The sequence below is a fragment of the Candidatus Methylopumilus universalis genome (assembly GCF_006365315.1).
Taxonomy (GTDB): domain Bacteria; phylum Pseudomonadota; class Gammaproteobacteria; order Burkholderiales; family Methylophilaceae; genus Methylopumilus; species Methylopumilus universalis.
The window spans coordinates 421,390-446,433 of the sequence record NZ_CP040968.1 but is presented as its reverse complement, the minus strand read 5'-3'; the positions used below and the strand labels follow the sequence as shown (position 1 = coordinate 446,433).

The 25,044-nt window shown below is 35.7% G+C and carries 32 protein-coding genes and 2 tRNA genes; 12 read left to right on the top strand and 22 right to left on the bottom strand.

Features of this window, described 5'->3' with window-relative positions:
- Positions 1-47: 47 nt before the first annotated feature.
- Both kbl and tdh read right to left on the bottom strand, forming a co-directional pair.
- Entirely contained in the window at positions 48-1,238 is a 1,191-nt protein-coding gene (gene kbl, locus FIT79_RS02525; protein WP_139875507.1) for a glycine C-acetyltransferase, read from the bottom strand.
- 15 nt (positions 1,239-1,253) lie between these two features.
- The gene (tdh, locus tag FIT79_RS02520) at positions 1,254-2,288 is read right to left on the bottom strand and encodes an L-threonine 3-dehydrogenase (protein ID WP_028817815.1); all 1,035 of its coding nucleotides are present in this window, start codon (positions 2,286-2,288) and stop codon (positions 1,254-1,256) included.
- A gap of 283 nt (positions 2,289-2,571) precedes the next feature.
- On the opposite strand from tdh, the gene FIT79_RS02515 reads away from it, so the two are divergent.
- The 3 genes from FIT79_RS02515 (at position 2,572) to FIT79_RS02505 (ending at position 6,547) form a co-directional block, all read left to right on the top strand.
- A complete protein-coding gene (locus FIT79_RS02515) occupies positions 2,572-4,638 on the top strand; it encodes a TonB-dependent receptor (RefSeq protein WP_223260791.1) in 2,067 nt (688 codons plus the stop codon).
- 73 nt (positions 4,639-4,711) lie between these two features.
- Positions 4,712-5,452, top strand: coding sequence for a TerC family protein (locus tag FIT79_RS02510; protein WP_139867370.1), 741 nt, complete (start codon positions 4,712-4,714; stop codon positions 5,450-5,452).
- An 87-nt stretch (positions 5,453-5,539) separates the two neighbouring features.
- Positions 5,540-6,547, top strand: coding sequence for a histone deacetylase family protein (locus FIT79_RS02505; protein ID WP_139875505.1), 1,008 nt, complete (start codon positions 5,540-5,542; stop codon positions 6,545-6,547).
- A gap of 50 nt (positions 6,548-6,597) precedes the next feature.
- Here FIT79_RS02505 and FIT79_RS02500 read toward each other — a convergent pair whose 3' ends face one another.
- The 3 genes from FIT79_RS02500 to FIT79_RS02490 all read right to left on the bottom strand — a co-directional run bounded on the left by FIT79_RS02500 (position 6,598) and on the right by FIT79_RS02490 (position 10,202).
- Positions 6,598-7,572, bottom strand: a complete 975-nt coding sequence (locus FIT79_RS02500) for an L-threonylcarbamoyladenylate synthase (RefSeq protein WP_139875504.1) — start codon at positions 7,570-7,572, stop codon at positions 6,598-6,600.
- A 54-nt stretch (positions 7,573-7,626) separates the two neighbouring features.
- Entirely contained in the window at positions 7,627-8,592 is a 966-nt protein-coding gene (locus FIT79_RS02495; RefSeq protein ID WP_139875503.1) for a sulfite exporter TauE/SafE family protein, read from the bottom strand.
- Between the two features lie 191 nt (positions 8,593-8,783).
- A complete protein-coding gene (locus FIT79_RS02490) occupies positions 8,784-10,202 on the bottom strand; it encodes an MBL fold metallo-hydrolase RNA specificity domain-containing protein (protein WP_139875502.1) in 1,419 nt (472 codons plus the stop codon).
- A 322-nt stretch (positions 10,203-10,524) separates the two neighbouring features.
- Here FIT79_RS02490 and FIT79_RS02485 point away from each other — a divergent pair, with 322 nt between their 5' ends.
- Together FIT79_RS02485 and FIT79_RS06745 are read left to right on the top strand one after the other, a co-directional pair.
- Positions 10,525-12,054 (top strand): cryptochrome/photolyase family protein, encoded by a 1,530-nt coding sequence (locus tag FIT79_RS02485; protein ID WP_139875501.1) that lies wholly within the window; start codon positions 10,525-10,527, stop codon positions 12,052-12,054.
- Positions 12,055-12,071: 17 nt separating this feature from the next.
- On the top strand, positions 12,072-12,221 hold the full coding sequence (locus tag FIT79_RS06745) for a hypothetical protein (protein ID WP_189340281.1): 150 nt from the start codon (positions 12,072-12,074) through the stop codon (positions 12,219-12,221).
- An 85-nt stretch (positions 12,222-12,306) separates the two neighbouring features.
- Here the strand turns inward: FIT79_RS06745 and FIT79_RS06755 are convergent, their stop codons facing one another.
- Together FIT79_RS06755 and FIT79_RS02480 are read right to left on the bottom strand one after the other, a co-directional pair.
- Positions 12,307-12,435, bottom strand: coding sequence for a hypothetical protein (locus tag FIT79_RS06755; RefSeq protein ID WP_262981976.1), 129 nt, complete (start codon positions 12,433-12,435; stop codon positions 12,307-12,309).
- 202 nt (positions 12,436-12,637) lie between these two features.
- Complete coding sequence (locus FIT79_RS02480; protein ID WP_223260790.1) at positions 12,638-12,871, bottom strand: hypothetical protein; 234 nt, start codon at positions 12,869-12,871, stop codon at positions 12,638-12,640.
- Between the two features lie 148 nt (positions 12,872-13,019).
- Between FIT79_RS02480 and FIT79_RS06780 the strand changes: the two genes are divergently transcribed.
- Both FIT79_RS06780 and FIT79_RS02470 read left to right on the top strand, forming a co-directional pair.
- On the top strand, positions 13,020-13,262 hold the full coding sequence (locus FIT79_RS06780) for a helix-turn-helix domain-containing protein (RefSeq protein ID WP_139867361.1): 243 nt from the start codon (positions 13,020-13,022) through the stop codon (positions 13,260-13,262).
- A gap of 187 nt (positions 13,263-13,449) precedes the next feature.
- Positions 13,450-13,710, top strand: a complete 261-nt coding sequence (locus tag FIT79_RS02470) for a hypothetical protein (RefSeq protein WP_139871285.1) — start codon at positions 13,450-13,452, stop codon at positions 13,708-13,710.
- Between the two features lie 88 nt (positions 13,711-13,798).
- On the opposite strand, the gene FIT79_RS02465 is transcribed toward FIT79_RS02470, so the two are convergent.
- From FIT79_RS02465 to FIT79_RS02455, 4 genes are all read right to left on the bottom strand, one after another.
- Positions 13,799-15,103 carry a PQQ-dependent sugar dehydrogenase gene (locus FIT79_RS02465; protein ID WP_139875500.1) on the bottom strand — a complete coding sequence of 435 codons (1,305 nt, stop codon included), beginning with the start codon at positions 15,101-15,103 and terminating at the stop codon, positions 13,799-13,801.
- 60 nt (positions 15,104-15,163) lie between these two features.
- Entirely contained in the window at positions 15,164-15,328 is a 165-nt protein-coding gene (locus FIT79_RS06710) for a hypothetical protein (protein ID WP_189644883.1), read from the bottom strand.
- 43 nt (positions 15,329-15,371) lie between these two features.
- Entirely contained in the window at positions 15,372-15,875 is a 504-nt protein-coding gene (gene msrA, locus FIT79_RS02460) for a peptide-methionine (S)-S-oxide reductase MsrA (RefSeq protein ID WP_139875499.1), read from the bottom strand.
- A gap of 437 nt (positions 15,876-16,312) precedes the next feature.
- Positions 16,313-17,020: a hypothetical protein gene (locus FIT79_RS02455; RefSeq protein WP_139875498.1), complete on the bottom strand. Its 708-nt coding sequence runs from the start codon at positions 17,018-17,020 to the stop codon at positions 16,313-16,315.
- 309 nt (positions 17,021-17,329) lie between these two features.
- Here FIT79_RS02455 and FIT79_RS02450 point away from each other — a divergent pair, with 309 nt between their 5' ends.
- Together FIT79_RS02450 and FIT79_RS02445 are read left to right on the top strand one after the other, a co-directional pair.
- Entirely contained in the window at positions 17,330-17,935 is a 606-nt protein-coding gene (locus FIT79_RS02450; protein ID WP_139870182.1) for a cation efflux transmembrane domain-containing protein, read from the top strand.
- Positions 17,936-18,244: 309 nt separating this feature from the next.
- Positions 18,245-18,634 (top strand): peptidoglycan-binding domain-containing protein, encoded by a 390-nt coding sequence (locus tag FIT79_RS02445; RefSeq protein WP_139875497.1) that lies wholly within the window; start codon positions 18,245-18,247, stop codon positions 18,632-18,634.
- A 12-nt stretch (positions 18,635-18,646) separates the two neighbouring features.
- Here the strand turns inward: FIT79_RS02445 and FIT79_RS02440 are convergent, their stop codons facing one another.
- Genes FIT79_RS02440 through FIT79_RS02430 form a run of 3 tightly spaced genes read right to left on the bottom strand, consistent with a single transcriptional unit; the run spans position 18,647 to position 19,625 of the window.
- A complete protein-coding gene (locus tag FIT79_RS02440) occupies positions 18,647-18,976 on the bottom strand; it encodes a helix-turn-helix transcriptional regulator (RefSeq protein ID WP_139875496.1) in 330 nt (109 codons plus the stop codon).
- Positions 18,966-19,355, bottom strand: coding sequence for a hypothetical protein (locus tag FIT79_RS02435; RefSeq protein ID WP_139875495.1), 390 nt, complete (start codon positions 19,353-19,355; stop codon positions 18,966-18,968). Before FIT79_RS02435 ends, FIT79_RS02440 begins: the two co-directional genes overlap by 11 nt.
- 3 nt (positions 19,356-19,358) lie before the next feature.
- The gene (locus FIT79_RS02430) at positions 19,359-19,625 is read right to left on the bottom strand and encodes a helix-turn-helix domain-containing protein (RefSeq protein WP_139875494.1); all 267 of its coding nucleotides are present in this window, start codon (positions 19,623-19,625) and stop codon (positions 19,359-19,361) included.
- Between the two features lie 226 nt (positions 19,626-19,851).
- Between FIT79_RS02430 and FIT79_RS02425 the strand changes: the two genes are divergently transcribed.
- Positions 19,852-19,927, top strand: a tRNA-Lys gene (locus FIT79_RS02425).
- A 63-nt stretch (positions 19,928-19,990) separates the two neighbouring features.
- Positions 19,991-20,305 (top strand): hypothetical protein, encoded by a 315-nt coding sequence (locus tag FIT79_RS02420; RefSeq protein WP_139875493.1) that lies wholly within the window; start codon positions 19,991-19,993, stop codon positions 20,303-20,305.
- A 4-nt stretch (positions 20,306-20,309) separates the two neighbouring features.
- On the opposite strand, the gene FIT79_RS02415 is transcribed toward FIT79_RS02420, so the two are convergent.
- Positions 20,310-20,690 carry a surface-adhesin E family protein gene (locus FIT79_RS02415; protein WP_139875492.1) on the bottom strand — a complete coding sequence of 127 codons (381 nt, stop codon included), beginning with the start codon at positions 20,688-20,690 and terminating at the stop codon, positions 20,310-20,312.
- A gap of 118 nt (positions 20,691-20,808) precedes the next feature.
- On the opposite strand from FIT79_RS02415, the gene FIT79_RS02410 reads away from it, so the two are divergent.
- Positions 20,809-21,813: a Gfo/Idh/MocA family protein gene (locus FIT79_RS02410; RefSeq protein ID WP_139875491.1), complete on the top strand. Its 1,005-nt coding sequence runs from the start codon at positions 20,809-20,811 to the stop codon at positions 21,811-21,813.
- A 57-nt stretch (positions 21,814-21,870) separates the two neighbouring features.
- Here the strand turns inward: FIT79_RS02410 and pqqA are convergent, their stop codons facing one another.
- The 7 genes from pqqA to FIT79_RS02375 form a co-directional block, all read right to left on the bottom strand.
- A complete protein-coding gene (pqqA, locus tag FIT79_RS02405) occupies positions 21,871-21,942 on the bottom strand; it encodes a pyrroloquinoline quinone precursor peptide PqqA (protein WP_012777389.1) in 72 nt (23 codons plus the stop codon).
- Positions 21,943-22,230: 288 nt separating this feature from the next.
- Positions 22,231-22,500, bottom strand: coding sequence for a hypothetical protein (locus FIT79_RS02400; protein WP_139875490.1), 270 nt, complete (start codon positions 22,498-22,500; stop codon positions 22,231-22,233).
- Entirely contained in the window at positions 22,497-22,796 is a 300-nt protein-coding gene (locus FIT79_RS02395) for a hypothetical protein (RefSeq protein ID WP_139874384.1), read from the bottom strand. The genes FIT79_RS02400 and FIT79_RS02395 overlap by 4 nt, the downstream gene beginning before the upstream one ends.
- A gap of 19 nt (positions 22,797-22,815) precedes the next feature.
- Positions 22,816-23,928, bottom strand: a complete 1,113-nt coding sequence (locus tag FIT79_RS02390; RefSeq protein WP_223259506.1) for a nucleoside recognition domain-containing protein — start codon at positions 23,926-23,928, stop codon at positions 22,816-22,818.
- Between the two features lie 267 nt (positions 23,929-24,195).
- Positions 24,196-24,272: transfer RNA gene (locus FIT79_RS02385), tRNA-Pro, on the bottom strand.
- Between the two features lie 20 nt (positions 24,273-24,292).
- Positions 24,293-24,733 carry a MerR family transcriptional regulator gene (locus FIT79_RS02380; RefSeq protein ID WP_139875488.1) on the bottom strand — a complete coding sequence of 147 codons (441 nt, stop codon included), beginning with the start codon at positions 24,731-24,733 and terminating at the stop codon, positions 24,293-24,295.
- Entirely contained in the window at positions 24,717-25,019 is a 303-nt protein-coding gene (locus tag FIT79_RS02375; RefSeq protein ID WP_028817796.1) for an integration host factor subunit alpha, read from the bottom strand. The genes FIT79_RS02380 and FIT79_RS02375 overlap by 17 nt, the downstream gene beginning before the upstream one ends.
- Between the last annotated feature and the right edge of the window lie 25 nt (positions 25,020-25,044).

Sequence of the window (25,044 nt, the reverse complement as noted above, 5' to 3'; positions counted from 1 at the left end):
GCTCAGCAAAGATTCATTAGCGCCATAGGCACCAAATGTTTTAACAATTAGGCTAACTGATCTTTAGTTGTAGCAAAAGCATCTATTGCTTTATCTAGATCTTCAAATGTATGCGCAGCTGAAATTTGCGTTCTAATTCTAGCCTTTCCTTGTGGCACAACTGGATAAAAAAATCCAATCGCAAAAATACCTTTTTCTAGTAATTTTTTACTCATGGATTGGGCAAGATTAGCATCACCTAACATAATAGGAACAATAGGGTGATCACCATCGCTTACATCAAAGCCAGCTTTTTGCATTCCAGCTCTAAAGTAGTGCACATTTTTTTCCAACGTATCACGAAGTGCAGTTGATTTTTTTAGCATCTCAAAAACTTTTAATGAAGCAGTACAAATATTTGGGGCAAGTGTATTTGAAAATAAATAAGGTCTAGATCTTTGTCTTAACATATCAATAATTTCTTTACGGCCGGATGTAAAGCCACCAGTGGCCCCACCTAAAGCCTTGCCAAATGTACTTGTGATGATATCCACGCGATCTATGACATTACAATACTCATGAATACCGCGGCCTGTTTTTCCCATGAATCCTGTTGCATGGCAATCATCATGATGCACCATGGCATCAAATTCATCTGCAAGATCACAAATCTTATCTAATTGTGCAATCGTACCATCCATAGAAAATACGCCATCGGTGGTAATTAGAATACGTCTCGCTTTATTTTTCTTGGCTTCTTCTAGTTTTGCACGTAAATCATTCATATCATTATTTTTATAACGATAACGTTGCGCTTTACATAAACGAATGCCATCAATAATGGACGCATGATTGAGCTCGTCAGAGATAACAGCATCATCTGCTGTGAGTATGGTTTCAAATAACCCACCATTCGCATCGAAGCATGCAGCATAGAGAATCGTATCTTCTGTGCCTAAAAACTCGCTCACTTTTGCTTCTAGCGTTTTATGTAGTGTTTGAGTTCCACATATAAATCTTACAGAGGCAAGACCAAAGCCCCATCGATCGAGACCATCTTTTGCCGCTTGAATGACTTCGGGATTATTAGCCAAACCAAGATAGTTATTCGCACACATATTAATAACTTCTTGATTATCAGAAAGCTGAATCTTACTTTTCTGATCAGAATTAATAATGCGCTCAGTTTTCCATAGTCCTGCTTTTTTAATTTCTTCTAAATCAGACGAAAAACTTTCTTTAGCTTTTTTAAAGCTCATTAAAGATCCTTAATATTAATTTTCCCAATTTAAGATAATTTTGCCAGACTTACCTGATCGCATAATGTCAAAACCTTCTTTAAACTCAGTGTAAGGGAATCGATGTGTAATCATTTTTTCTAAAGGTAGTCCACTTTGAACCATCATGGTACCTTTATACCAAGTCTCAAAAATTTCCCGGCCGTAGATACCTTTAATTGTGAGGCCTTTGAAGACCACCATATCCCAATCTATGCCAGAACCTGCAGGCATGATTGCGAGCATAGCGATATGGCCGCCATTAATCATAAGGCTTAACATCCCACTAAAGGCTTTGGGGGAGCCTGACATTTCGAGTCCCACATCAAATCCTTCAAAAATACCCACAGACTTCATCATGTCACGGCTTATTGATTCTTTTTCAACATTGATTGTAATTACACGTGGAAGAATTTTTTTGATAAGGTCTAAACGATATTGATTTACATCTGTGATCACAATATTTCTTGCGCCAGCATGGTCTGAAACCATAGCAGCCATCATACCAATTGGACCTGCTCCTGTGATAAGAACATCTTCGCCCACCATATTAAAAGAGAGTGCTGTGTGAACTGCATTTCCATAAGGATCAAAAATAGCAAGTAAGTCAGTTGAAATTTCACGACTGGGTTTAAAGATATTCTTAGCAGGAACTGACAAAAGTTCTGCAAAACATCCTGTTCGATTTACGCCTACGCCTATTGTATTGGGACATAAGTGCGTTCTGCCACCTAAGCAGTTTCTGCAACGGCCGCATGTGAGATGACCTTCTCCTGAGACAATATCACCTACTTTTAAGTCCGTTACATTAGAGCCGATATCTACAATCTCTCCGGCATACTCATGCCCAGTAATCATAGGAACGGGAATTGTTTTTTGAGCCCACTCATCCCAATTGTAAATATGAATGTCTGTGCCGCAAATAGCAGTCTTTTTTATTTTAACTAGTACGTCGTTATTACCCATTTCAGGTTCTGGCATATCTTCTAGCCATAAACCTTCTTTAGCGTATTTTTTGACTAATGCTTTCATTTAGTAGACCTCGCCATTCTTAAGACAATAAAAGAAGTCCTTTAATTATATTGAAGATTATTTTTTTTGATACCGGCTTTTAGTATGAATAACTGTTTTTTGTCACTCAACCCTACTCCGCTCCATTTAAAACCCTGTCACCTCAAGCGATTTGGGCATAATTTTTCTTGCTATTTTAAATGAGAATGATTATCATTTAGGTATGGAAATACTCAAAAAACCCCAATATTTCAAAAAGATATGTGCTTACCTCTTTATTGGAGGTATGTTACCGGGCCTGTCAATGGCTGATACATCTTCAAAAGATCATCTATACCACAAGAGAATTGAATTACATGAGATTGAAGTTAAAGACAATTTAGCTAAAACATACCTTAAAAAAACAACGAGTACTGCTACAAAAACAGATACGCGTATTCGCGATATTCCCCAATCAATTTCAGTGATCACTGAAGAACAAATCAAAGATCAATCTCTACTTGGCCTGAAAGATGCAATTCAATACTCCCCTGGTGTCATGGCAGGTCAAGGAGAAGGCAACCGAGACAGTATTTGGTTTAGAGGCAACCAAAGTACATCAGACTTATTTGTAGATGGTGTGAGAGATGATGTTCAATATTACCGAGATCTTTACAATATAGATCGCGTTGAAGTCTTAATGGGTCCTAACGGGATGATTTTCGGTCGAGGTGGGGTTGGTGGCGTGATAAATCGCGTTGTCAAAGAGGCTACCTGGGAAAATAAAAATGAAATAAAAATACAAGGTGGCGCATATGACCATAAACGCTCATCAGTAGATCTTAACAACCGAATTGATGAAACACTTGCTGTAAGAGTCAACGCTATGATTGAAGATTCTGGAAGTTTTAGACAAGGCGTTGAAAGTGAAAGAAAAGCCATTAATCCAACTTTTACATTTAAGCCATCAGACAAAACGAAGGTTGTTGTAGGTATGGAATATTTTAATGATAAAAGAACGAGTGATCGAGGTATTCCTTCTGTAAGCAATGGGCTTCAAAGCTACCCCTATTCAACGAGTCGATCAACATTTTTTGGAAATGCATCACAAAGCCCAAATGAAGCGATAGTTAAAAATGGTTATGCAATTATTGACCATACTTTTGATAATGGTGTGAGTGTTAAAAATCACACACGATTTTCTAACTACGATAAATATTATCAAAACGTATATGCATATAATCATGTTTCAATTGCTGATAAAAAACTTACAATCGACGGGTATTACGACAACACACAAAGACAAAATTTTTTCAACCAAACTGACTTAACTTATAACTTTAAGACCGGGTCCGTTTCACATAAATTATTAATGGGCTTAGAAATTGGATTTCAGGAAAATGAAAATTACAGGATAAAAAGTACTACTAGAGAACTTGTTGAAGCCTCTAATCCTTTTACATTTCTAACATTTGATTCTTCCAGAGATCGGAATACATCCACTGACATTTCTAATCAAGCTATCTATATTCAAGATCAAATATCCTTGAATGAGCAATATCAAATCATTGCAGGCTTGCGCTACGATCAATTTAAAACTAAATATAATGACATTAAAGATTCGTCTAATAGCGCCACGATCAATGATCAATTTCTGACTCCAAGAATTGGTCTAGTTTACAAACCTATTGAGCCCGTTTCTTTATACACAAACTATAGCTTAAGTTATCTCCCAAGAACTGGAGAACAATTAACTTCACTTACGCCAACTAATAAATCATTTGATCCAGAAAAATTTACAAACATTGAAGCTGGAATAAAATATGACTTGTTACAAAGCTTTTCAATTAGTTCTTCTATTTACCGCTTAGAGCGATCAAGGATGGCAATTACAGATCCTTCGCCTCCTTCTACAAATATCATTCTTGTTGATGGTCAGGTTACAAAAGGTTTTGAATTGGGTGTTGCAGGTAAATTATTTGATTCATATAGCATGTATGGTGGCTACACTTATCAAGATGCAGAAATAACAAAAAATCAAGGCACTGGACCCACTCAAATTACTTCCGGTACGTCATTAGGTCATGTACCAGAACATACATTTTCGTTATGGAATAAATATGAAATCAATGAAACATGGAGTGCGGCCTTAGGTGTTGTAAGTCGAAGTGCCATGTATGCTGCTACCCCAACGACATCAACTGCAGTAAAACTTCCTGGATACGCTCGACTAGATGCTGCCATTTATGCAAATATAAATAAACAAACTAAACTTCAGTTGAATATAGAAAATTTACTGGATAAAACCTACTATCAGTCGGCTCATAACAATAACAACATTATGTATGGCTACCCACTTACTGCTCGAGCGACAGTCACGTATACTTTTTAAAAAATGTATAGTTTTTATCTAAAAACTATAAAATAAACATACAAAAATCACTAAAAACTAGAATAGGTACAAAATGCTTGAATTCATTCTTGACCCAAATACAATCATTGCTTTTTTAACACTTGTAGCTCTTGAAATTGTCTTAGGCATTGATAACATTATTTTCATTAGCGTTCTTGCCAATCGCCTACCCATAGAAATAAGAGAATCAGTTCGCCGTTTTGGATTATTGTTCGCTTTAATTACACGTGTTCTGCTGCTGCTGAGCTTATCTTGGGTAATGGGATTAACAGATGCACTTTTCTCTTTTTATAACCAAGAAATTAGTGGTAGAGATTTAATCCTATTCTTCGGGGGCTTATTTCTTTTATGGAAAGCTAGCAAGGAAATTTATCTTGAGGTTGAGGCAGAAGAAAAAACCGCAAGTGAAATTAATGCCTCCAGTATCAGATCAAAATCAATTCAGAAGCTTTTTTGGGGTTCTATCTTCCAAATAGGCATCCTTGATATAGTTTTTTCACTCGATAGTGTCATTACTGCGGTTGGTTTAGTCGATGAAATTTCAATTATGGTTGCCGCTGTTTTGATCTCTGTCATTTTCATGCTGTGGGCTGCAAAACCTATTGGTGACTTTGTACATCATCATCCATCAATTAAAGTTTTAGCACTGTCTTTCTTAATGATTGTGGGTTTTGTTTTAATTGCTGAAAGTCTTGATGTTCATATTCCCAAAGGGTATGTATATTTCGCAATGGCCTTTTCTCTTGGTGTCGAAGTTCTAAATATCCGTGCTCGACAAAAAAAGGGTGGTTAGATAATGAAACTAACTCATACTTAATTAAGACGTTTTTAAGTGAAATACTTACTTAACTTTTTACTTCTCATATCGCTTTTTCAACCAATGAATTTAATTGCGGATCAAGAAAGAGGTAAATTAAAAATTGCAATTCTTTATGATGATGAATTTATTCTTCATAACACCGGCCCTAATCATCCAGAAAACCCTGATCGACTCTCAAGTGTAATTAATTTTCTCAAAAATGATTCTAAATTACAGCCAAATTTAATTTGGCCTACCTTTGGTTATGCATCCTCAGACGTCATAAGCCTCGCTCATTCAAAAGAATATATTCATCTTGTTAAGCGCGAATCTGAAAAACTTTCTGAATCTAATGCAAAGCTTAGTACTGGTGATACAGTTATATCAAAACATTCGTATCAAGTTGCCAGAAAATCAGTCGGGGCGATGACTGAAGCGGTTGATCAAATGATGCAGGGTAAGGCTTCAAGTGCCTTCGTATTTTCGAGGCCGCCTGGCCATCATGCAACTAAAGATAGAGGTATGGGATTTTGTATTTTTAATAATGTCGCCATTGCAGCAAAATATCTACAAAAAAATTATGGTATCAACCGAATATTAATTGTTGATTTTGATGTTCATCACGGCAACGGAACACAAGATATTTTTTATAGTGATAATACAGTTTTCTATTTCAGTATCCATCAACATCCTTTCTATCCTGGAACAGGTCGCCCTGATGAAAAAGGAAGTGGCGAAGGTTATGGGTACACATTAAATATTGACTTACCAAAAGGTGCCGGCGATGAAGAATTTATTCATGGCTTAAAAAGCCAATTAATTCCTGCCATGGATAAATTCAAGCCAGAATTTATATTGGTATCTGCGGGGTTTGATGCGCATGAAAATGATTTACTAGGACAATTAAAATATACAAATAATGGCTACAGCAAAGCTACAGATATTTTGTCCACCATTGCAGAAAAATATGCGTCTAATCGTCTATTGTTTGTTTTAGAAGGCGGGTATGAACCTACAAATATCAAAGAAGCTTCTGAAAGTATTCTAAATGCAATTATTTCGAAAAATAAAAAACTGACTGGCCGCTGAGAGCGCCCTAATTCCTCGTTGTATTAATTAATAGCATCTTTTGGCAGTTTCTATAATTTTTTAAAAGAAGCTTTTTTTATTCTGTCATGTATGGCATACCAATCAGATTTTTCTGGTGGCAATTCAATAATAATTTTTTCAAAATGCCTATCATCCATTAATCTCAGTGTTGAATATAAAATCTGTCCATATTTATAAGGATCCCTTGGCATTGAATAGGTCTGAATATTGTCTGTATTGATATCGCTTAGTAGCAATAAGACTGATTTGGCCTCTAATGGCTCTTCAGTTAAATTTCCAATTTCTGATGTCTTGATTAAGTGAACCGATGCTTTGGGTTGATAATGATTTATTAAATTACCAGAGACCTTCTCATTCAAATTGGAATTAACAATAATTTTCTCATTTAAGACTTTTTCAATTTCTAATAGGGATAAGCCGCCTGGACGAAGTATCGTAGGTTTTTTTTCCGTTAAATCAATGATGGTAGACTCAAGACCAACTTCACACTGACCCCCATCAAGAATAGCTGAAATTTTTCCATCGAGCTCATTCAGAACATGTTTGGCTGAAGTAGGACTCACGCGACCAAATAGATTAGCTGATGGCGCAACAATTCCCTTATTCAGCATTCTTAATAGTGAGAGTGTTATGGGGTGATTAGGAATCCGAATACAAATCTTATCTGATCCACCAGTAATTTCATTTAAAACATGAGGGTGTTTTTTTAACAGAAGTGACATTGGCCCAGGCCAAAAATGTGTAGCTAGAATACTGAGGCTACTTGGTATCTCTATAGCCCAATCACTCAATTGATCAATACTTGCTAAATGTAAAATTAAAGGATGATTTTTAGGTCTACCTTTAACTGCAAAAATCTTATCAATTGCAGATCGATTTGTTGCATCTGCAGCTAAACCATAAACAGTTTCTGTGGGAATGGCTACAAGCTCTCCATCAGATAATAATTGCGATGCTAAGCCAATCCTGCCAAATTCAATTTCACTTAAGACTAATGTTTTCATTTAAATAATCAATTTACATGTCTTGTTATTTGAATGAAGAACCTGTAATTTATATTAACCAAAAATCTTATAAAGATTAAAAATACTGACACCGGTAATTAGCAAACCAACAGCTATTAAAAGCCGCTTTGTTGATAATTTACTTGTAAGATAAGCTGCAAAAGGAGCGCTGAATAGACCTCCTATAATGAGTCCTACTACAAATATCCAATGGTCAATACCTCCAAGAAGCATAAATGTTATTCCAGTAGCAAAAGAAACAAAAAATTCTGCTGTATTAACTGAGCCAATAGTGTGTCTTGGGCTATTCCCTTGACCTATCAAAGTTGAAGTTACTACCGGACCCCACCCTCCTCCTCCAATTGCATCTAAAAATCCACCTGAAAAAGCTAACTTTCTAACATGTTTAATTTTTTGATCATGATTTTTAACCAAAACAAATGCTTTTCGAAGAATAAATAAACCCATTATTAAAAGGTAAGCTGTGATGTAAGGCTTTATTGATTTACCATCAATCGACGTAAGGATGTAAGCACCAATAATACCGCCCAAAACACCTGGAACTACTAATTTTTTAAATAGGTCCTTACGAACATTACCGAATTTGATATGTGAAATCCCCGAAAATGCTGTCGTGAATATCTCAGCAATATGGACAGCACCAGAAGCGGCGGCTGGCGAAGCACCAGTACCAATCAGGAATGATGTCGAGGTAATGCCATAGGCCATACCTAGCGAACCATCAACTAATTGAGCCAATAGCCCCACAAGCAAAGCCAGGTAAAACAAATCCGAAGCAATAACATCTGAAGCAAAAGAAGTGATATTAATTTTTTCTTCTGAAGTTAGCCCCAGTAACCAAATGACTATAGCAATAGCAATTAAAATTAATACGCTTAAAAAAATCTTACGATTAAATTTCAAAATATTTGTATCTAAGTCAGAAGGAGGTAATCCGAACTTAAGATGTTCTTTATCTTGTTTAGAACCTGAATATTCTGAGTTACGATTGATACGCATGGCTATCCCTTAAAAAGTTTGATAAAGAATATCGATTTATATATTTAAAAGGAAATACTATTAATCTATTTGCTTATAATAAAAAAATATAATAATTAAAAATATCTTTTTTATCTTGATGCAAAGCACCAAACATAAAAAAAGCCACTTTTTAATGGCTATATATTTACTTAAGTTTTAAAGTTCAGTCTTTAACTAATATCAAATATGCTATTAAGTGTTGGAATAATGACATCATTCCAATTCAGAGTTTCTCGAATAGTTTGAACAAAATGAATTGAGGCGGTGGGTTCGCCATGCACCACAAACACATGTTTTGGTTTTTGTTTAAATCCCTTCAGCCATTTCAGTAAATTATCTCGATCAGCATGTGCCGATAAACCACCTAAGGTATGAATCGAAGCTTTAACATCGATGTATTCACCCATAATTTTCACTGAAGCAGCCTCGTCTACCAATCTTCGCCCTAATGTTCTTAGTGCCTGAAATCCGGTAATCACAATGGCATTTTTTTCAAAAGGTAGATTATTCATTAAATGGTGAAGAATCCTTCCAGCCTGGCACATACCACTTGAGGAAATAATAATTGCGCCACTTTTTAATCTGTTTAATGCTTTTGATTCATCAACATCAGCTACAAATCGCACGTCAATTTTATTTTTATGATCAAGTAGCCATTGGTAAAGTAATTTAGCGTCATCATCAAGCTCATCTAAACAGGCTGTTGTCAATTCCGTCACCTTGGTAGCCATCGGTGAGTCTACCCACACATTTAAATGGGGCAAACGATCGCGTCTAATAAGATCAGCGAGTATAAATAGTATTTCTTGTGTTCTTCCAACTGCAAAAGCAGGCATGATCACATTGCCGCCTCTATTTAATGTGTTTGTCAAAATTTCTACTAGCTCATCTTCTGTTTCTTTTAGGCTTCGGTGAAGACGGTCTCCATAAGTTGATTCAACAAGTAATACATCTGCAGATTCAATGAGTGCTGGCTGACGAAAGATAGGTTTTTCAAACATCCCCAAATCTCCAGAAAAAACTAATCGCTTGGAATCTTTATTTTTTTCTTTAACGTCTATCACTGCAATAGAAGAGCCTAAAATATGCCCCGCTTCTTCAAATGTCACATCAATATCTTTGATTGGTGAAAACTTTTTAGAGTAGGGAATGGGTTTAATTTGATTGAGCGATTCTATAGCTTGCTTAGTGTCATACAAAAGAACCGGCATCTCTCCTCGCCACTTACCTAATTTATTTTTTCTCTCTGCTCTTTCAAAATCAGACACTTGAATATGTGCGCTATCAAGCAACATGATTTCGATTAATTTAGCGGTTGTGCTTGTGCAATAAATTGGTCCTTTAAATCCTTCGGCACATAAACGCGGTATAAGTCCGCAATGATCTATATGCGCGTGTGTGAGTACTAAGAAAGAAATCTCTCTCGGATCAAAGGGCAAGGATTTCTGATTTTTTTCATCGGCTTCGCGAGCGCCCTGAAACATTCCATAATCAATCATGAATTTACAAGCCGAATCTTCAAGCTCAGTATTAATGAGATACTTTGATCCTGTAACCTCGCCTGCTGCGCCTAAGAATTGGATTTGCATTTAGTTTTCATTATATGTTGTGTAAAAAAATTTACCTTTAATGTATTGCTTTTAAACAAAGCTAAAATTCACTTTGGATTTCTTTTAAAATAATGGTCAATCTAATTATGATAGCTATAAAGATATAGATGCATACTAACATGTAGTTTATACCTATATTTTCTCTGCACCCGCCTCTATTTTGTCTCTCCCAAAAACGACTGCCCAGACCCTCTAGAAATCTTCAAATACTGTAAAATATTTAAATCTGAGAGATAAGCCCAGCTTAAATCTAAGTACCATTTAATCTTAAACGTGCCAATTCTATTATTAGAACTCAAAAATGAAAATCCTTAGACTCATTCTGGGAGATCAGCTTAATCCTAACCATTCTTGGTTTAAAAAACTAGATGATGAAATCCTCTATGTTTTAATGGAAGTTAAGCAAGAAACAAATTATGTTCTTCATCATGCGCAAAAGATTTTAGGTATTTTTGCAGCGATGAGAGATTTTAAAAGTGCACTTATCAAAGAAAATCATCAAGTCATTTATCTTGGAATTAATGAGAAGTCCAATCTTCATTCCTTTAAAGCAAATCTAAAAAATTTATTTGATCAATACAATATTCAAAAGTTTGAGTACCAAGAGCCTGACGAATATAGACTTGATCAAGATTTAATCGAGCTTTGTAATGAAGTCTCTATACCATCTGAGTGCTTTCCATCAGAACACTTTTTTACACATCGTTTCGAGGTTAGTGAAATGTTTGCGGGTAAGAAGCAGTGGCTGATGGAATCTTTCTATCGTGCTATGAGAAAAAAACACTGTGTCCTCATGTCTGAAGATGGAAAACCTGTTGGCTTAAAATGGAATTTTGATCACGAGAATAGAAAAGCTTGGAAAGGAGAACCTAAAGCCTTTGAGGATTATAGGCCTATCCATGATCACAGTGAATTATGGGATGAAATTACAGCGGCTAAAATAAAGAGCTTTGGAAATCATAATGCATCTCAATTTCGTTGGCCTTTAAATAGAAAAGAAGCATTAAAGCATTTAGATTTTTTTATTGGGCATATACTAATTTTCTTCGGCGACTATCAAGATGCGATGCATAAAGATGAAACAAGAATGTTTCATTCTTTAATCTCTTTTGCATTGAATACTAAAATGCTTTCTCCTAAAGAGGTTGTATCAGCCGTCGAAAAATCATATCTTTCTAGCAAATTATCTATCAATACTGCCGAAGGCTTTATCAGACAAATCATAGGCTGGAGAGAATATATCAGGGGATATTATTGGGCTCATATGCCAGCCCTTGGTGATCAGAATTATTTCAATCATCAATTGCCAGTGCCCAATTGGTTTTGGAATGGGCAAACTAAAATGAATTGCCTTAAATATACAATCAACCAATCTCTTGATGAAGCATACGCTCACCATATCCAAAGACTGATGATTGTTGGTAACTTTTCTCTACTTGCAGGCCTTCATCCTAAAAGCCTTCATGAGTGGTATTTAGGTATCTATATTGATGCATTTGAATGGGTTGAGATGCCTAATACACTCGGTATGAGTCAATTTGCTGATGGTGGCAAACTAGCAAGCAAGCCTTATGTATCAACAGCGAACTATATAAACAAAATGAGTAACTATTGTGAGGGGTGTTATTATTCGAAAAATGAGAGGGTTGGCGATAAGGCATGTCCGTTCAACAGCCTATACTGGAATTTTTTTATTGCGAACTCACAACAATTAAGCAAAAACCCAAGATTAGCAATTGTTAATAAACAAATCCGAGATATGGATCCTAATCTCATTGAAGATATTAAATTACAGGCTAAAAATTTAATCAAAAATATTGAAAATATCTAAACATTCAAAGGGGATATATGACAAAAAAAATAAAACAAGAGGAATTACTAGAAAAAATTTATCAAAAGCTTTCAGACATCAATGCGAATATGCTAAAAGTATTTTGGATTGTCGCTATTTTTGCTTTTCTATACTTTGGTTTAATGCTGCATCTTCTTAACAAGTAAAGTTCAGTAGGCATGCTCCGAGGCACGCCCGATGATACTCCTGCCAAAATGCTCTTCTAGAACACCAAATCTAATTAAAAGCTAATTATTTGCTTTTGTTTTTTAATTTTTCTTTTAATTCCATGTTTTTAAATTCTTGAACTGTTAAAACAACGCCAACAATTGCAAGAAAAAAACAGAATAAGCCTGTGCCAAATAATATTGGATTAGTCATGTTTATCCCTTTCTCGAGATAACTTTAAAGTATATTGCGAAGGACAAAATAGAAGGAATCCAGGTAGCTGTAAATAACCCCTCCTGCTGTTGGCCAGTAAACCATAAGTAAGCTGTAGTAATAAAAGCCACAAAAACAGACAACAAAATACATATATCGGACATTTTAAGCATAAGTTCTCCTAATCATTTAAAGATTTTTACTATTTTTCATTCCAAAAGGCCCATGAAGCAAAGAGCAAGAACAAAACAGTTGCTGAAGCATGAGTTCTAAAACTTGTCTCGCCAGGTATTTGAAATAATAAGGGGGCTAATTCTAAAATTCCTAAAATTAACCATGCTAGCGAAATTACAGCTAACAAAAATGTAACACGAGCGATTTTTTTTCTAAAACTCATAAATCTATTTTCTTGTAATTTAAAGAATAATGTCAGCATGTATTTTTTAAGCCCCTACTGTCAAGCAAAAAATCATTAAATATCCTGAAAATCAAAACATCGGCCGCTTTAAAGCAAGCCCTATATTTAACCTTAAAAAAAATAAGGTTTTACTAGCTATTAACAGGATAAAGAGCATAGTAATGACTTGATACTATTAGCTAAATTAGATGGAGCTTTTGGAAAAACTCTTAAATCAAGAAGGTGCAGTTCAAACTTGTCTCAAGAACAACTTGGTCTAAAGTCAGGATTATCTAGACCCTATATCAGCGAGTTAGAAATGGGTAAAAAAGATCCAAGCTTATTTACTATATTTAAATTGAGCGACGCCTTGAAAGTGAAGCCTAGTTTTTTTATCGAAGAAATTGAACAGGTAATTAGCATTTCTTAGCACACCTCTTTTTGACTCCTGCCAAAATCATGAACCTAAATCTACACAGCCAGATTAATTTAATGTAAATAATGCTCATTGTTGACATCTATATATCTCAGGAATACGATTATTTTCTAAAAGTCAAAAAAACTTCATTTTTTGGAATTTAGATCGTTTAATTTAAAAAATTACTGGGGTAAACATTATGAAAAAAATATTAGCTTTTGTTTTTTTACTTTCTTTCTTAAACGTTCCTCTTTTTGCTCAAGAAGATTTGGGCTTTAAACCCTTTCATCCGACGGATGCCTTATTGATTGGCGGTAATGGCCCATTTAATCCTGGTGCTGAAAGTGGAAATAAGGTTGAAGCAGAACCTGACTTTAAACCATTTCACCCTACAGATGCATTATTGATTGGTGGCAATGGCCCATTTAACCCTGGAGCTGAAAACAGTGGGGGCAAGTAATATTAAATTTTATAATTACTCATTAAAGCCACTTTCGAGTGGCTTTTTTTTATTTGAACATCAAAATTTTTGGCGGTCTAATTTTTTATCATTTTGAAGTAATTCTCCAAACACGATTTCCTACATCGTCAGCAACAAGAAGATTTCCTTTTTTATCAATAGCCAATCCTACAGGTCTTCCATACGCTTCGTCACCGACCACAAAATTAGTGACAATATCTATGGGTAATCCTTGAGGTTCATTATTCTCAAAAGGTATAAAAACAACTTTATAGCCACTACGTGGCTTCCTATTCCATGAGCCATGCTCACTTATAAATACACCATTGTTATATGGTGATTTAAATTGCGATGTATTAGAAAAAACTAAGCCTAAAGCTGCAACATGCGCTCCTAGTGCATAATCGGGTGAACGAGGCTTAAGATTTTTTGGCATAGATTCTTTTACACGAGGGTCTTTATAATTTTTAAAGTACACATAAGGCCATCCAAAAAAATCGCCGTCATTAACGGAAGTTAAATAATCAGGAACCAAATCATTACCTAATTCATCTCTTTCATTCACTACCGTCCATAATTGGCCTAAAGATGGATGCCATGCAAGGCCATTAGGATTCCTCAAGCCTGATGCATAAATTCTTTTTTGTTTTGTTTTAAGATCAATTTCTATAATTGCCGCTCTATCTTTTTCTTGGTCTAATCCACGCTCTCCAATATTACTATTCGACCCAACTGTTACATAAAGCTTTGTACCATCCAAAGATGCAATAATATTTTTTGTCCAATGTGAATTAATCTCCCCTTCTGGCAAATCTACAATTTTTTCAGGGGGATGTTTTTTAGTATCAATTTTTATGTCGCCTGCCTCATAATGAAAGCGCAAAATGGCATCAGTATTAGCTACATATAAATCATTACCAATCAAAGTCATTCCAAAGGGCGAATGCAAGTGAGTTAAAAAATCATTAGCCAATTCGGCAGCACCATCATCATTAGAATCTCGAAGTAGTGTAATTTTGTCTGGGCTATCTTTACCTGCTCCAGCACGATTCATAAAATATTTTGATACAAGGTCTTTTAATCCTTGTGTTTTTTTAGGGGGTTGTTTATTACTTTGAGCAACAAGAACATCGCCGTTAGGTAAAACATATAACCATCGAGGATGTGTGAGTTCTTTTGAATAAAGACTAATCATAAAACTATCTATGACTTTTGGCATGACGCCATCTGGCCATTGCGATGCTTTTGCAATACTAACTGTAGGGATAATTGATGAGCTTGGTTCAGGTAATTTAGGATTTTTACCTAAACTCAAACCAGGTGAGTCTGCAGAAGGTATTGTTTGACAAGAAAAGAGAGCGGCTAGCAAAAAAATATATGCAATTTTTTTCATAGTCTTATTTTATAGAATTATTACTATATTTTTATAGATTAAAATAAATCTAAATGAACATTATTTTTTTGATTGTTGTTTTTTATCTAATTCTATTTTTTTGCTGTTATCTGGTTTTGCAGAAATCATTTTCTCGCCATCCCACTTCTGACCACACCAACAAATACCTTGGGCATTAATAATACATACCCCTCTTCCACAACATCTTTTATCTTCCATAGCCATAAATTACATTATATTTAATAAAGTTAGAATGAATCATTATCAATTAAACAGATAAATTAATATCTCTAATGAAATGGCATGAGTAACCATCTGGGAATTTCTTTAAGTATTTTTGGTGATTTTCTTCAGCCGAGAAAAATGAGTTGAATGTATTTACTTCTGTCGTAATCTTACTTTTAAGCACACCTAATGCATCAATCTTTTTAATCAAATCTTCAGCTAACAAGATTTGCTCATTGTTTGTTGCGAAAATAGCTGATCGGTATTGAGTGCCTATATCATTACCTTGTTGATTAAGTGTTGTGGGATCATGTATTTTAAAAAAGAATAGAAGTAAGTCCTTAAAACTTAAAATATCAGAATCAAAAACAACTTTTACTGTCTCTGCATGCCCTGTAGTTCCTGTTGTAACTTCTCTATAACATACATTTTTAACATGCCCGCCGGAGAACCCTACCGTTGTATCAACAACACCCGGTATTTTACTTAAAAGATCCTCGAACCCCCAATAACAACCTCCTGCCAAATATACTGTTTCAATAGCCATATTAATCAAACACAATCGGACTGTGATTCAAGTTATCTTTATAGTTAATAGTATTTTTAATCATATTGTTCTTAAGAGTTCATTTAAGCTGGTGAGTTCAATCCAAAATAACCGGATTCCGGATGTTTCCTAGCACACCCCTATTCCACCCCTGCCAAAATCCCCTAGCCTTCCCCCTCTACAACCCAGACAAATACTGTAAAATATTCTCTTCTGGGGGATTAGCTCAGTTGGTAGAGCAGCGGACTCGCAGATCAGTTAAATATCAAGACTAGAGACCCTGTAAGACCCAGGCAGTGGCAGAGATAGAAGTTTTTTTTGGAAGTAATTTCTGCAAGCACACCTAAGCACACCGAACATAAAAAAAGCCACTGCTAAGAGTGGCTTTAGTTTTATAAAAATCTAAATCAAAAAAATACTGTTAAGAATTACACAGGTCATGGTAAATTAGTGCAAGTTTGGCCATTCAGTTGGCGATCATCAGAAATTAAGTAGTTGCGATCTGTAATAACTGAAATAGGAACTAGTGTTCGACCAACGCCACAGCTTAATGCACCATTGCCACCAACGACTGCACTTGGCTTACTTAGTGTGTTAATTTCAAAGCTTCCATCGATGGCTAAAAATTGTCCTTGAGTTGTATAGTTAGGCTTAGAATTTTTCCAGTCATCTGGACGGTAGTCAGGTTTAATTGCAATGTCTGCACCAATACGCATATGATCTTTTTGCAAGAAGACAGGTAAAATTAAACCATTGTATGTTTTAGACCAACCAATACCAGGTTCAAACATATTGTTTCTATCTCCCATGACAGCCATAACTTTAGCGCTATCAAAAATACCTTTTCCTTCATTTCGGTTTGCCGTCCATCGCGTATTAATATCTACGCCACTTACATCGTCGTTAGATTTAACTTTTATAAATCTACAACCTGCAGACAAATCAGGCCAATCTTTAAATAAATTTTGATGCCAGGATCCGACTAAACCTAAATAGCAAGTTGTATCGTTTCTTGAGTTCGCACCTAATGCTGAGCTAATAGGAAGCTCACAAGTCCCTGCGTCACCACATGACAATTGGAGACCAACTGCAAAAGAAATAAGCGGAAGAGCAAATAAACCAAGTGCAAATATAAATTTTCTCATCAGAGAATTCCTTGTAAATTAAGTTTTAGAGAAAAACTCATTAACAGGAGAGATGAGGATTAGACTAAAAGGTTAGTGACCTTTAGTGCTTGTGACTGAATCTAACCGTCACTATACAGCAAGATGATTGTTTTGAATGTATACAATAATTAGCAATAATTGTTGTTTCCTAGCACACCCCTATTCCGCCTGCACCAAAATCCCCCCACCTAGACCCTCTACAACTCAGACAAATACTGTAAAATATTCTTTTCTGGGGGATTAGCTCAGCTGGTAGAGCAGCTAAAACTCAACTTAATAAGATAACAAATGTCAGATTGCTGCGAAAATAAAAGCTGTGCTATTGAAGCTATGAAAGTGAATCAGTCTAAAACATTAAAAATCGTTTTAGCGATTAATGTCTTTTTATTTATTGTTGTTTTTAGTTCAGGCTTGATTGCTCAATCCACAGGTCTTATGTCAGAGAGCTTAGATGATTTAGGAGATGCAATCACCTATGTATTAAGTCTATTTGTTATTTACAAAAGTAATCAAGCTAAAGCTCGCGTAGCACTTTTTAAAGGGATATTAATTTTAATAGGTGCGCTCTTTGTTTTATCACAAGTCATTCAGAACATCATTGACCATACGACACCCATTTTTGAAATCATGAGTATTGCTGGAGTAATAGCATTAGTAGGAAACTTAACTTGTTTGTATTTGCTTACAAAACACAAAGATCAAGATATTAATATGTCATCTGTTTGGGAATGTTCAAGAAATGATATTGCAAATAATATTGCTGTCATCATTGCATCACTTATTGTGTGGTTTACACAGAGCGGTTGGGCAGATATCGTGGTGGGATTAGCACTATCAATCTTTTTGCTACGCTCATCCTATAAAGTCATTAGCACGGCTATTAGAGAAATTTGAACTAAAAAAACCAGCACTTACAAACACACCCCTATTCCACCACTCGCAAAATCCCCCGCCTTGAACCTTCTGCCTAGCCCACAAATACTGTAAAATATCCGTTTCTGGGGGATTAGCTCAGCTGGTAGAGCAGCGGACTCGCAGTATCAGTTAAATATCAAGACTAGAGACCCTGTAAGATCCTAGCAGTGGCAGAAGTAGAAGTTTTTATTCAGTAAATTTCTGCAAGCACACCAAAGCACACCGAGTGTCAAAAGTTTTGACGTTGTCACAAACTAGCCACATAATCAGTTTAACGTTGCAAGTTAAATGAAAATTTCAATAAAACTTATTTTGTTATTCCTGCTATCAACCTGCCTCCAAGGCTGTGTTTTGCTAGCGTCATCTGCAGGTGGTTCAGTGGCAACTGTTCAGACCGCACAAACCATTGATATGTTAAAAACAGCTGGTGATGTTGGAAGCGCTGCCGTCACAAAGAAAACTTTAACCGATCATGCTTTAAGTGCATTATCAGGAAAAGACTGTCGCGTATTTAATATCTTTGATAAAAAGAAAATATGCAAAACACCTATACCTGATGTCTCAACTCCAGAAAAGATAAAAGCCTTTCAAAAATCTAAAGATTTAGAGCAAACCGGGAAAATTGGACCTAAAACGAGAATAGCTCTTTGGCGGATTCAACACGAACTTGATGATTAAAAATTAACTACACTAACTTCGAGCCAATGCGGAAGGATGAATGCCAAACCTTTTTTTGAAGTTCACAGAGAATCTTCCTAAATGTCTAAATCCTACTTCTGAAGCAATGTCAGTGGTGTTCTTTGATTGTTTATGTTGTTTAATTAATTCGTAGGCCTTTAACAATCTTTGCTCTTCAATATATTCAAATGGACTTTTATTTAAGTGTTTTTTAAATATTAACTGTAAAGATCGTTCGGAATAATTGGTATGGCGCTTGAGATCAAACATCGAAATCTTAAGATGAAGATTTATTTCTATATATTCACAAGCACTCGTCAATAAAGGATGCTTATTGTCCATATTTCATCAATCGGTTAGGTAGGCTTATCCAAAAATTAATCATTTCATTGATTAGATCAATGGAGCTTTGCATCAAACTTTGGAGATTATTTAGATAAAAATCAGTTTTTGAGATTTTTAGGAGTATGTAGCCTACAAAAATGAAGATAGTTACATAGGCAATGGCTTGTATTGTATTTTTTAATATTGATTCAAAAAAAGGTTTTGATCGCCTGCTTATCTTAAAATTGCGATAGGTAAAATTATGCCTCACATAATGACCGGTGAGATACAGAAGAACTGCTAAGAACACAGTCGTTGCTTCAGAAAAATACTCAAGTCCAAAGAGTATTGAGGTGAAAATACTTAAAATAATGAATAGATTACCAAATGCTCGCATACTCTATGGCTTCTTTAACAAACTTGGGGTGGGGTCAACTTCATTAAAATTGAAGATGACATCCTCATTTTTTAAACCAAGTGCTGCTATGTATTTTTTTAAGCTGGTGTATTTAAGAGATTTAGAAGGAAAATATTGAGCGCTATTTTCTTCGATAGAAATGATTTGACGTTCTGCTAAACATAAATCAGCAGCTATACTTTGCGCTGAGATTTTTTTGCTTAGGCGTGTAGCTTTTAATAGCTCAAAGTTATATTCAAAATTATCCAATTTCTAAGGCGCGAAAGATTTTAAATATTTTATCTACCCCCCCCCTGCTTTGACTATCCTGCGACCGTAGGAATACTTAAGGGAAATAGTTAAAAAAAACCCTCTAAGCAAAGACAAAAATCTACTTTTTTTTAACTTTCAATTACGCACCACAAACTTTAGAGCACTGTTAGCACACTGAAACCCCCTCTACAACCCCCACAATTACTGTAAAATATCCGTTCCTGGGGGATTAGCTCAGTTGGTAGAGCAGCGGACTCTTAATCCGTTTGTCGCGAGTTCGACCCTCGCATCCCCCACCACTACAATTAGTTTATTTCTCATAATCTCTACTAAAATTTAATTTTCTAAAACAAGGGATAACAATGGCTACTGCCGTAATTATTAAACACCCGAATTCGGGCATGATCAAAATTGGTTACTATGGTTTTAGTTGGACCTATCTTTTTTTTGGATGGTTTGTGCCGCTTTTTAGAGGTGAATTAGGTGTGGCAGCGCTTCATATGCTTTTCTCAATTATCACACTGGGACTATGGCAGGCGATTGTGGCTTTTTTATACAACAGACAATATATGACACGTATGTTTATGGCTGGATGGGTTTTAGCAGACTCAGAAGGTAATAATGAAATGGCTGCTCAAAGACTTGGTGTTGTACTTCCTAAACGCGGACGTAAATAAAACTCTATTTCTTTTTGCTACAGACGCGCTTTAAATATAAATCATTAAGCGTTTTAGGTTTGATCACTTGCCAATCTAATGCTTCGCCTTTGTTAAATAAAGCGTGGCCTTGACCCATAGGTTCTGGGTATAAAGCATAAGCTAGAATTCTCATTTTTCGAGCCTTGCAATCAAATTCTGATCTATTTTTAACAGAGTGATATTGAAGATTTTTAATAGTTTGTGGCTCAGCATAATTTTGCAAATACCACGCCCTTGTCTTATGTCCACTTTTGCTCATCAACTTATAATCAATATAATGATCAGCATCATCTTGATGCACTAAAGACCAATCAGCAAAGGAATTAATTGGAATGAGAAATGAAAGAAGTAGTAAAAATTTCATGGATCAAATGATCGCATTTAATAAGGCTTTTCTCAACCTGAAACTTCTGAGAAATGATGGCTTGTCTATTCACTGAAGGCTAAGCATAATAAAACATCGTTTAATTTAAGACAAAAAAATGAAAAAAGTACGTTGGGGTATTCTAGGAGCAGCACGTGTCAATGAGAGACTTCTTCCCGCTATTGCAAATAGCCCTTTTGGTGAGCTTGCTGCTATTGGAAGTCGAAGAGTCAATGCAGCGGCAGAATGTTTAGAAAAATACCAGCCATCACTTTTAGGTAAAGTTCAGACCTTCAATTCTTTAGATGAAGTGATTAATCATCCTGATATAGACGCTATATATATCCCACTTTCAAACGAGGAGCATACCAAGCCCGCTCTTCAAGCAATCAATCATAAAAAACATGTACTCATAGAAAAGCCTATCGCACTTCATTCAAAGGAAGTTGAGTTAATTCAGGAAGCGGCTCATCAAAATCACGTCAAAGTGATGGAAGGATTTATGTATGTCTTTCATCCACAGTTTAATCGTATAAAAGAAATTATTAGTTCAGGATTATTAGGTGATGTGCAGTATGTGCATTCTATGTTTTCTTTCCCAATCCAGCCTGCGCGTTTTTATCGTATCGATCGATCCATTGAAAATGGTGGTGGCGCTCTTTGGGACATTGGACCTTATGCTATCCATACGATTCGACAATGCTTTAATCAGAACCCTCTATCAATGGTTGCAACAAGCCATCTGAATGAACATGGGGCAGATCTCACAACTTCGGGCATGATTAATTTTGGCCTGAATCGACGCGCGCAATTTGATATTAGCTTTGAATGCGTGAGACGTTCTCAATTTGAAATCTTTGGGGAAAAAGGAAAGTTGATGTGCCACACGGTGTGGCAGCATGAAAATGACGAGGCACAATTAACCATAACAACTGACAAAGACGGATCAAAGAATGAGCATATTGAAAAAGCGAATCACTTTACACTTGAGATTGATCATTTTAACCAATGCATTATCAACAATACTGCGCCAAAACTTTCTTTAGATGATGCTCTTTGGAATACAAAAGTATTAGAAGCCGCTCAAGCCTCTATCAGAACAAAAGCTTGGATTAATTTTTAAATGGATTAGAAACAAAAAAGCCCGCATTAAGCGGGCTTTTTTGTTAAATCTGAATAATTACTTATTCATTACATACATTGTAACTTCGAAACCGAAACGCATTTCAGTAGCAGCTGGAGTTGTCCACATGATGTTGATCCTTTTATTAAGTTAATGAGAAATTACTTAAATGTAATCTTACTCGGACTTAAAAAGTAAACACCTTGAGGATCATGAATGAGGTCTCATGAAAATCATGAGAGAAGTAACACTAAACCGGTATAATTATAAAAAAACTATATAAATCAATAGGTTATAAAATTACACCTTGGCTGGTTTAGGTTGTGGTTTTTTACCTTTAGATTCTTTTCTTTTGTCTTTACTGCCCATATATCGCCTCTTTAATAGGTTGTTTAAATGATTATTGTATACGAAAGATTAAGCCTTCAGCCGCTTCTTAATCTCTTTTTCATACTCAGGGAAATAGTGAGAGATGACCTTTAAATCAAACTGAGAAAGTACGGAGTTATTCGATTCTCGCTCTAACAAAAATTCAAACGACGCAATAATTAAATGTTCGTAAGAAACTTTGCCATCAGTTAGGAAATTATAGAAATCATTTGAGACATGAACTTTATGTTGTGTGATCGACTTCGATTCAACTATTACCTCAAAATCTGATTCCTTAATTGATTTAACGGTAATCATTTACGTTTTGGTATCGCGTCTTTACCCCATCTTTTTACAAGAAGATAAAGAATAACAAAAGAAAAAACTACAAAAGAAATTCGGATTGGGAGATAAGTCAGATCAGAAAATATATATTGGAAGAATATATAGGGGGTTAAAAGAATTGCAGATATAACACGCGCCCAATATAAATTTTTTAATTGCTTACTTTTTTTATTCTTTTGATAGATGAGCCATGAAAGAAAACCGAAAGATAAAGCAGCTATTAAAAAAAGAATACCGGCATACATCACAATCATAAATACATACATCATTTATCCTTATTAAATAATTTTATCCAAAAAACCAATAACAAACACCAATAGAGGCTAACACACCAACAAGATCTGCAAATAGTGCACAAGCAACTGCGTGTCGTGCACGCTGAATACCAACTGCACCGAAATAAACTGCCAAAACATAAAAAGTAGTTTCAGTGCTGCCTTGAACAGTTGCTGCTAAAAGTGACGGGAAGCTATCGACACCATGTGTTGTCATAGTATCAATGAGCATAGCTCTTGCAGCACTTCCAGAAAAAGGTTTCACAAGCGCTGTTGGTAGCGCATCTACAAAACGTGTATCCCAGTGAAAGCTATCAGCAAGATAACGAATCATATCCAATACAACATCAAGCGCACCTGATGCTCGAAGAATACCGACTGCACATAACATCGCAACTAAATAAGGCAGTAAATTTTTAGATACATCAAAACCTTCTTTAGCACCTTCAATAAATGACTCATAGACTGGCACACGTTTTAATATGCCTATAAGTAAAAAAGTAACAATCAGTCCAAACAGGACAGCATTGCCTAAGAGGGATGAGAATGCGCCCAATGCCGATGCTGATAAGTGACTTAAGAATAAGATAAACACACTTAATAAACTTGCAATGGCTAACATCCATGTAATGACTACAGGGTCGTTTAATTTAATTCGTTGCATAAAAGCGACTGAGAAAAAACCAGCCAAAGTGGAAGCGCTTGTTGCTAAAAGAATAGGTAAAAAAACAAGTGTGGGATCTAATGCTCCTTGCTGTGCACGATACATAAAGATTGATACTGGAAGTAAGGTGAGTGATGAAGCATTCATAACCAAAAAAAGAATTTGTGCATTGCTTGCGATCTTTGGTGTTGGATTAAGTGATTGCAATGATCGCATCGCTTTAAGTCCAATAGGTGTCGCAGCATTATCAAGACCTAATCCATTCGCAATAAAATTCATGGTGATCAGACCTGCTGCTGGATGATTTTTAGGAACCTCAGGCATGAGACGCCTAAAAAGCGGTGAAAGCCAAGATGCTATTTTTTCAACTAAACCTGCGTGTTCAGCAATCTTTAAAAAGCCTAGCCAAAGCGTTAGGGTTCCAAAAAGCAATATCATCACTTCAACAGATAGCTTTGCCATGGAAAAAAGGCTATCCACCATAGAGGCAAACACTTCAGTGTCACCTTTAACTACCCATCTCCATATTGCACTTAATAAAGCGACAAAGAAAAAACTCACCCACAACGTATTTAATATCGAACTGTTACGATTTTGCGTGCTTATGTTTTTAGAGGATTGCTTAGGTTTTATGATGAATCACCTGAAAAATTGAATAGGCTTAAAAATGATCTATGAAAATTATAAGGCTAAGAAATCTATTTTTGAAAACTAATTCATTGCTTTAATTGGTCGGAGCGGTGAGATTCGAACTCACGACCCCTTGCACCCCATGCAAGTACGCTACCAGGCTGCGCTACGCCCCGAAAATCAAAACCATGATGAATTACTTTTTAAGCAGATCTATGATACTGAGCAATTCATCTTTAATCGACTTTATATTAAGGCCGGCAAGTGAATTGGATTGATTGAGATTCTCTAAAGGCAACTCAACTTGACCTTGTTTAGTCACTTGAAGCTCTCTAGGTGGCTCAGCTTGCTTTACTTCTTTAACAAAACTTTTATCTTTAAGTCGCTGTTTAGCGCCTTGAATCGTAAAGCCTTCGTCATGTAGAAGCTCTCTAATTTTACGAATGAGAAGCACTTCAGGTAATTGATAATAACGTCGATTGCCACGTCGCTTGACATCTTTGAGCTGATCAAACTCCTGCTCCCAATATCGCAGCACATGCGCCTTGACGAGACAAAGCTCACTTACCTCTCCGATTGCAAAATATCTCTTTGAAGGTATTTCAGGTAAGACGGGGGATTTAAGCTTTCTTTCCAGAGTAGTTCTCTTCTACATTGCTTTTTAGTTTTTGACTTGCGTGAAAAGTAACCACACGTCTTGCTTTGATAGGAATCTCTTCACCCGTTTTAGGATTGCGACCTGGTCTTTCTGATTTTTTTCTTAATTCAAAATTGCCAAAACCAGATAGCTTGATACTGTCGCCATTTTCAAGTGCGTTGCGAATCTCTTCAAAAAAAGCTTCAACCATATCTTTCGCTTCGCGCTTATTTAAACCTACACGGTCAAATAGAATTTCGGATAAATCTGCTTTAGTTAATGTCATAACGGCCTACTTTTAAATCGGTATT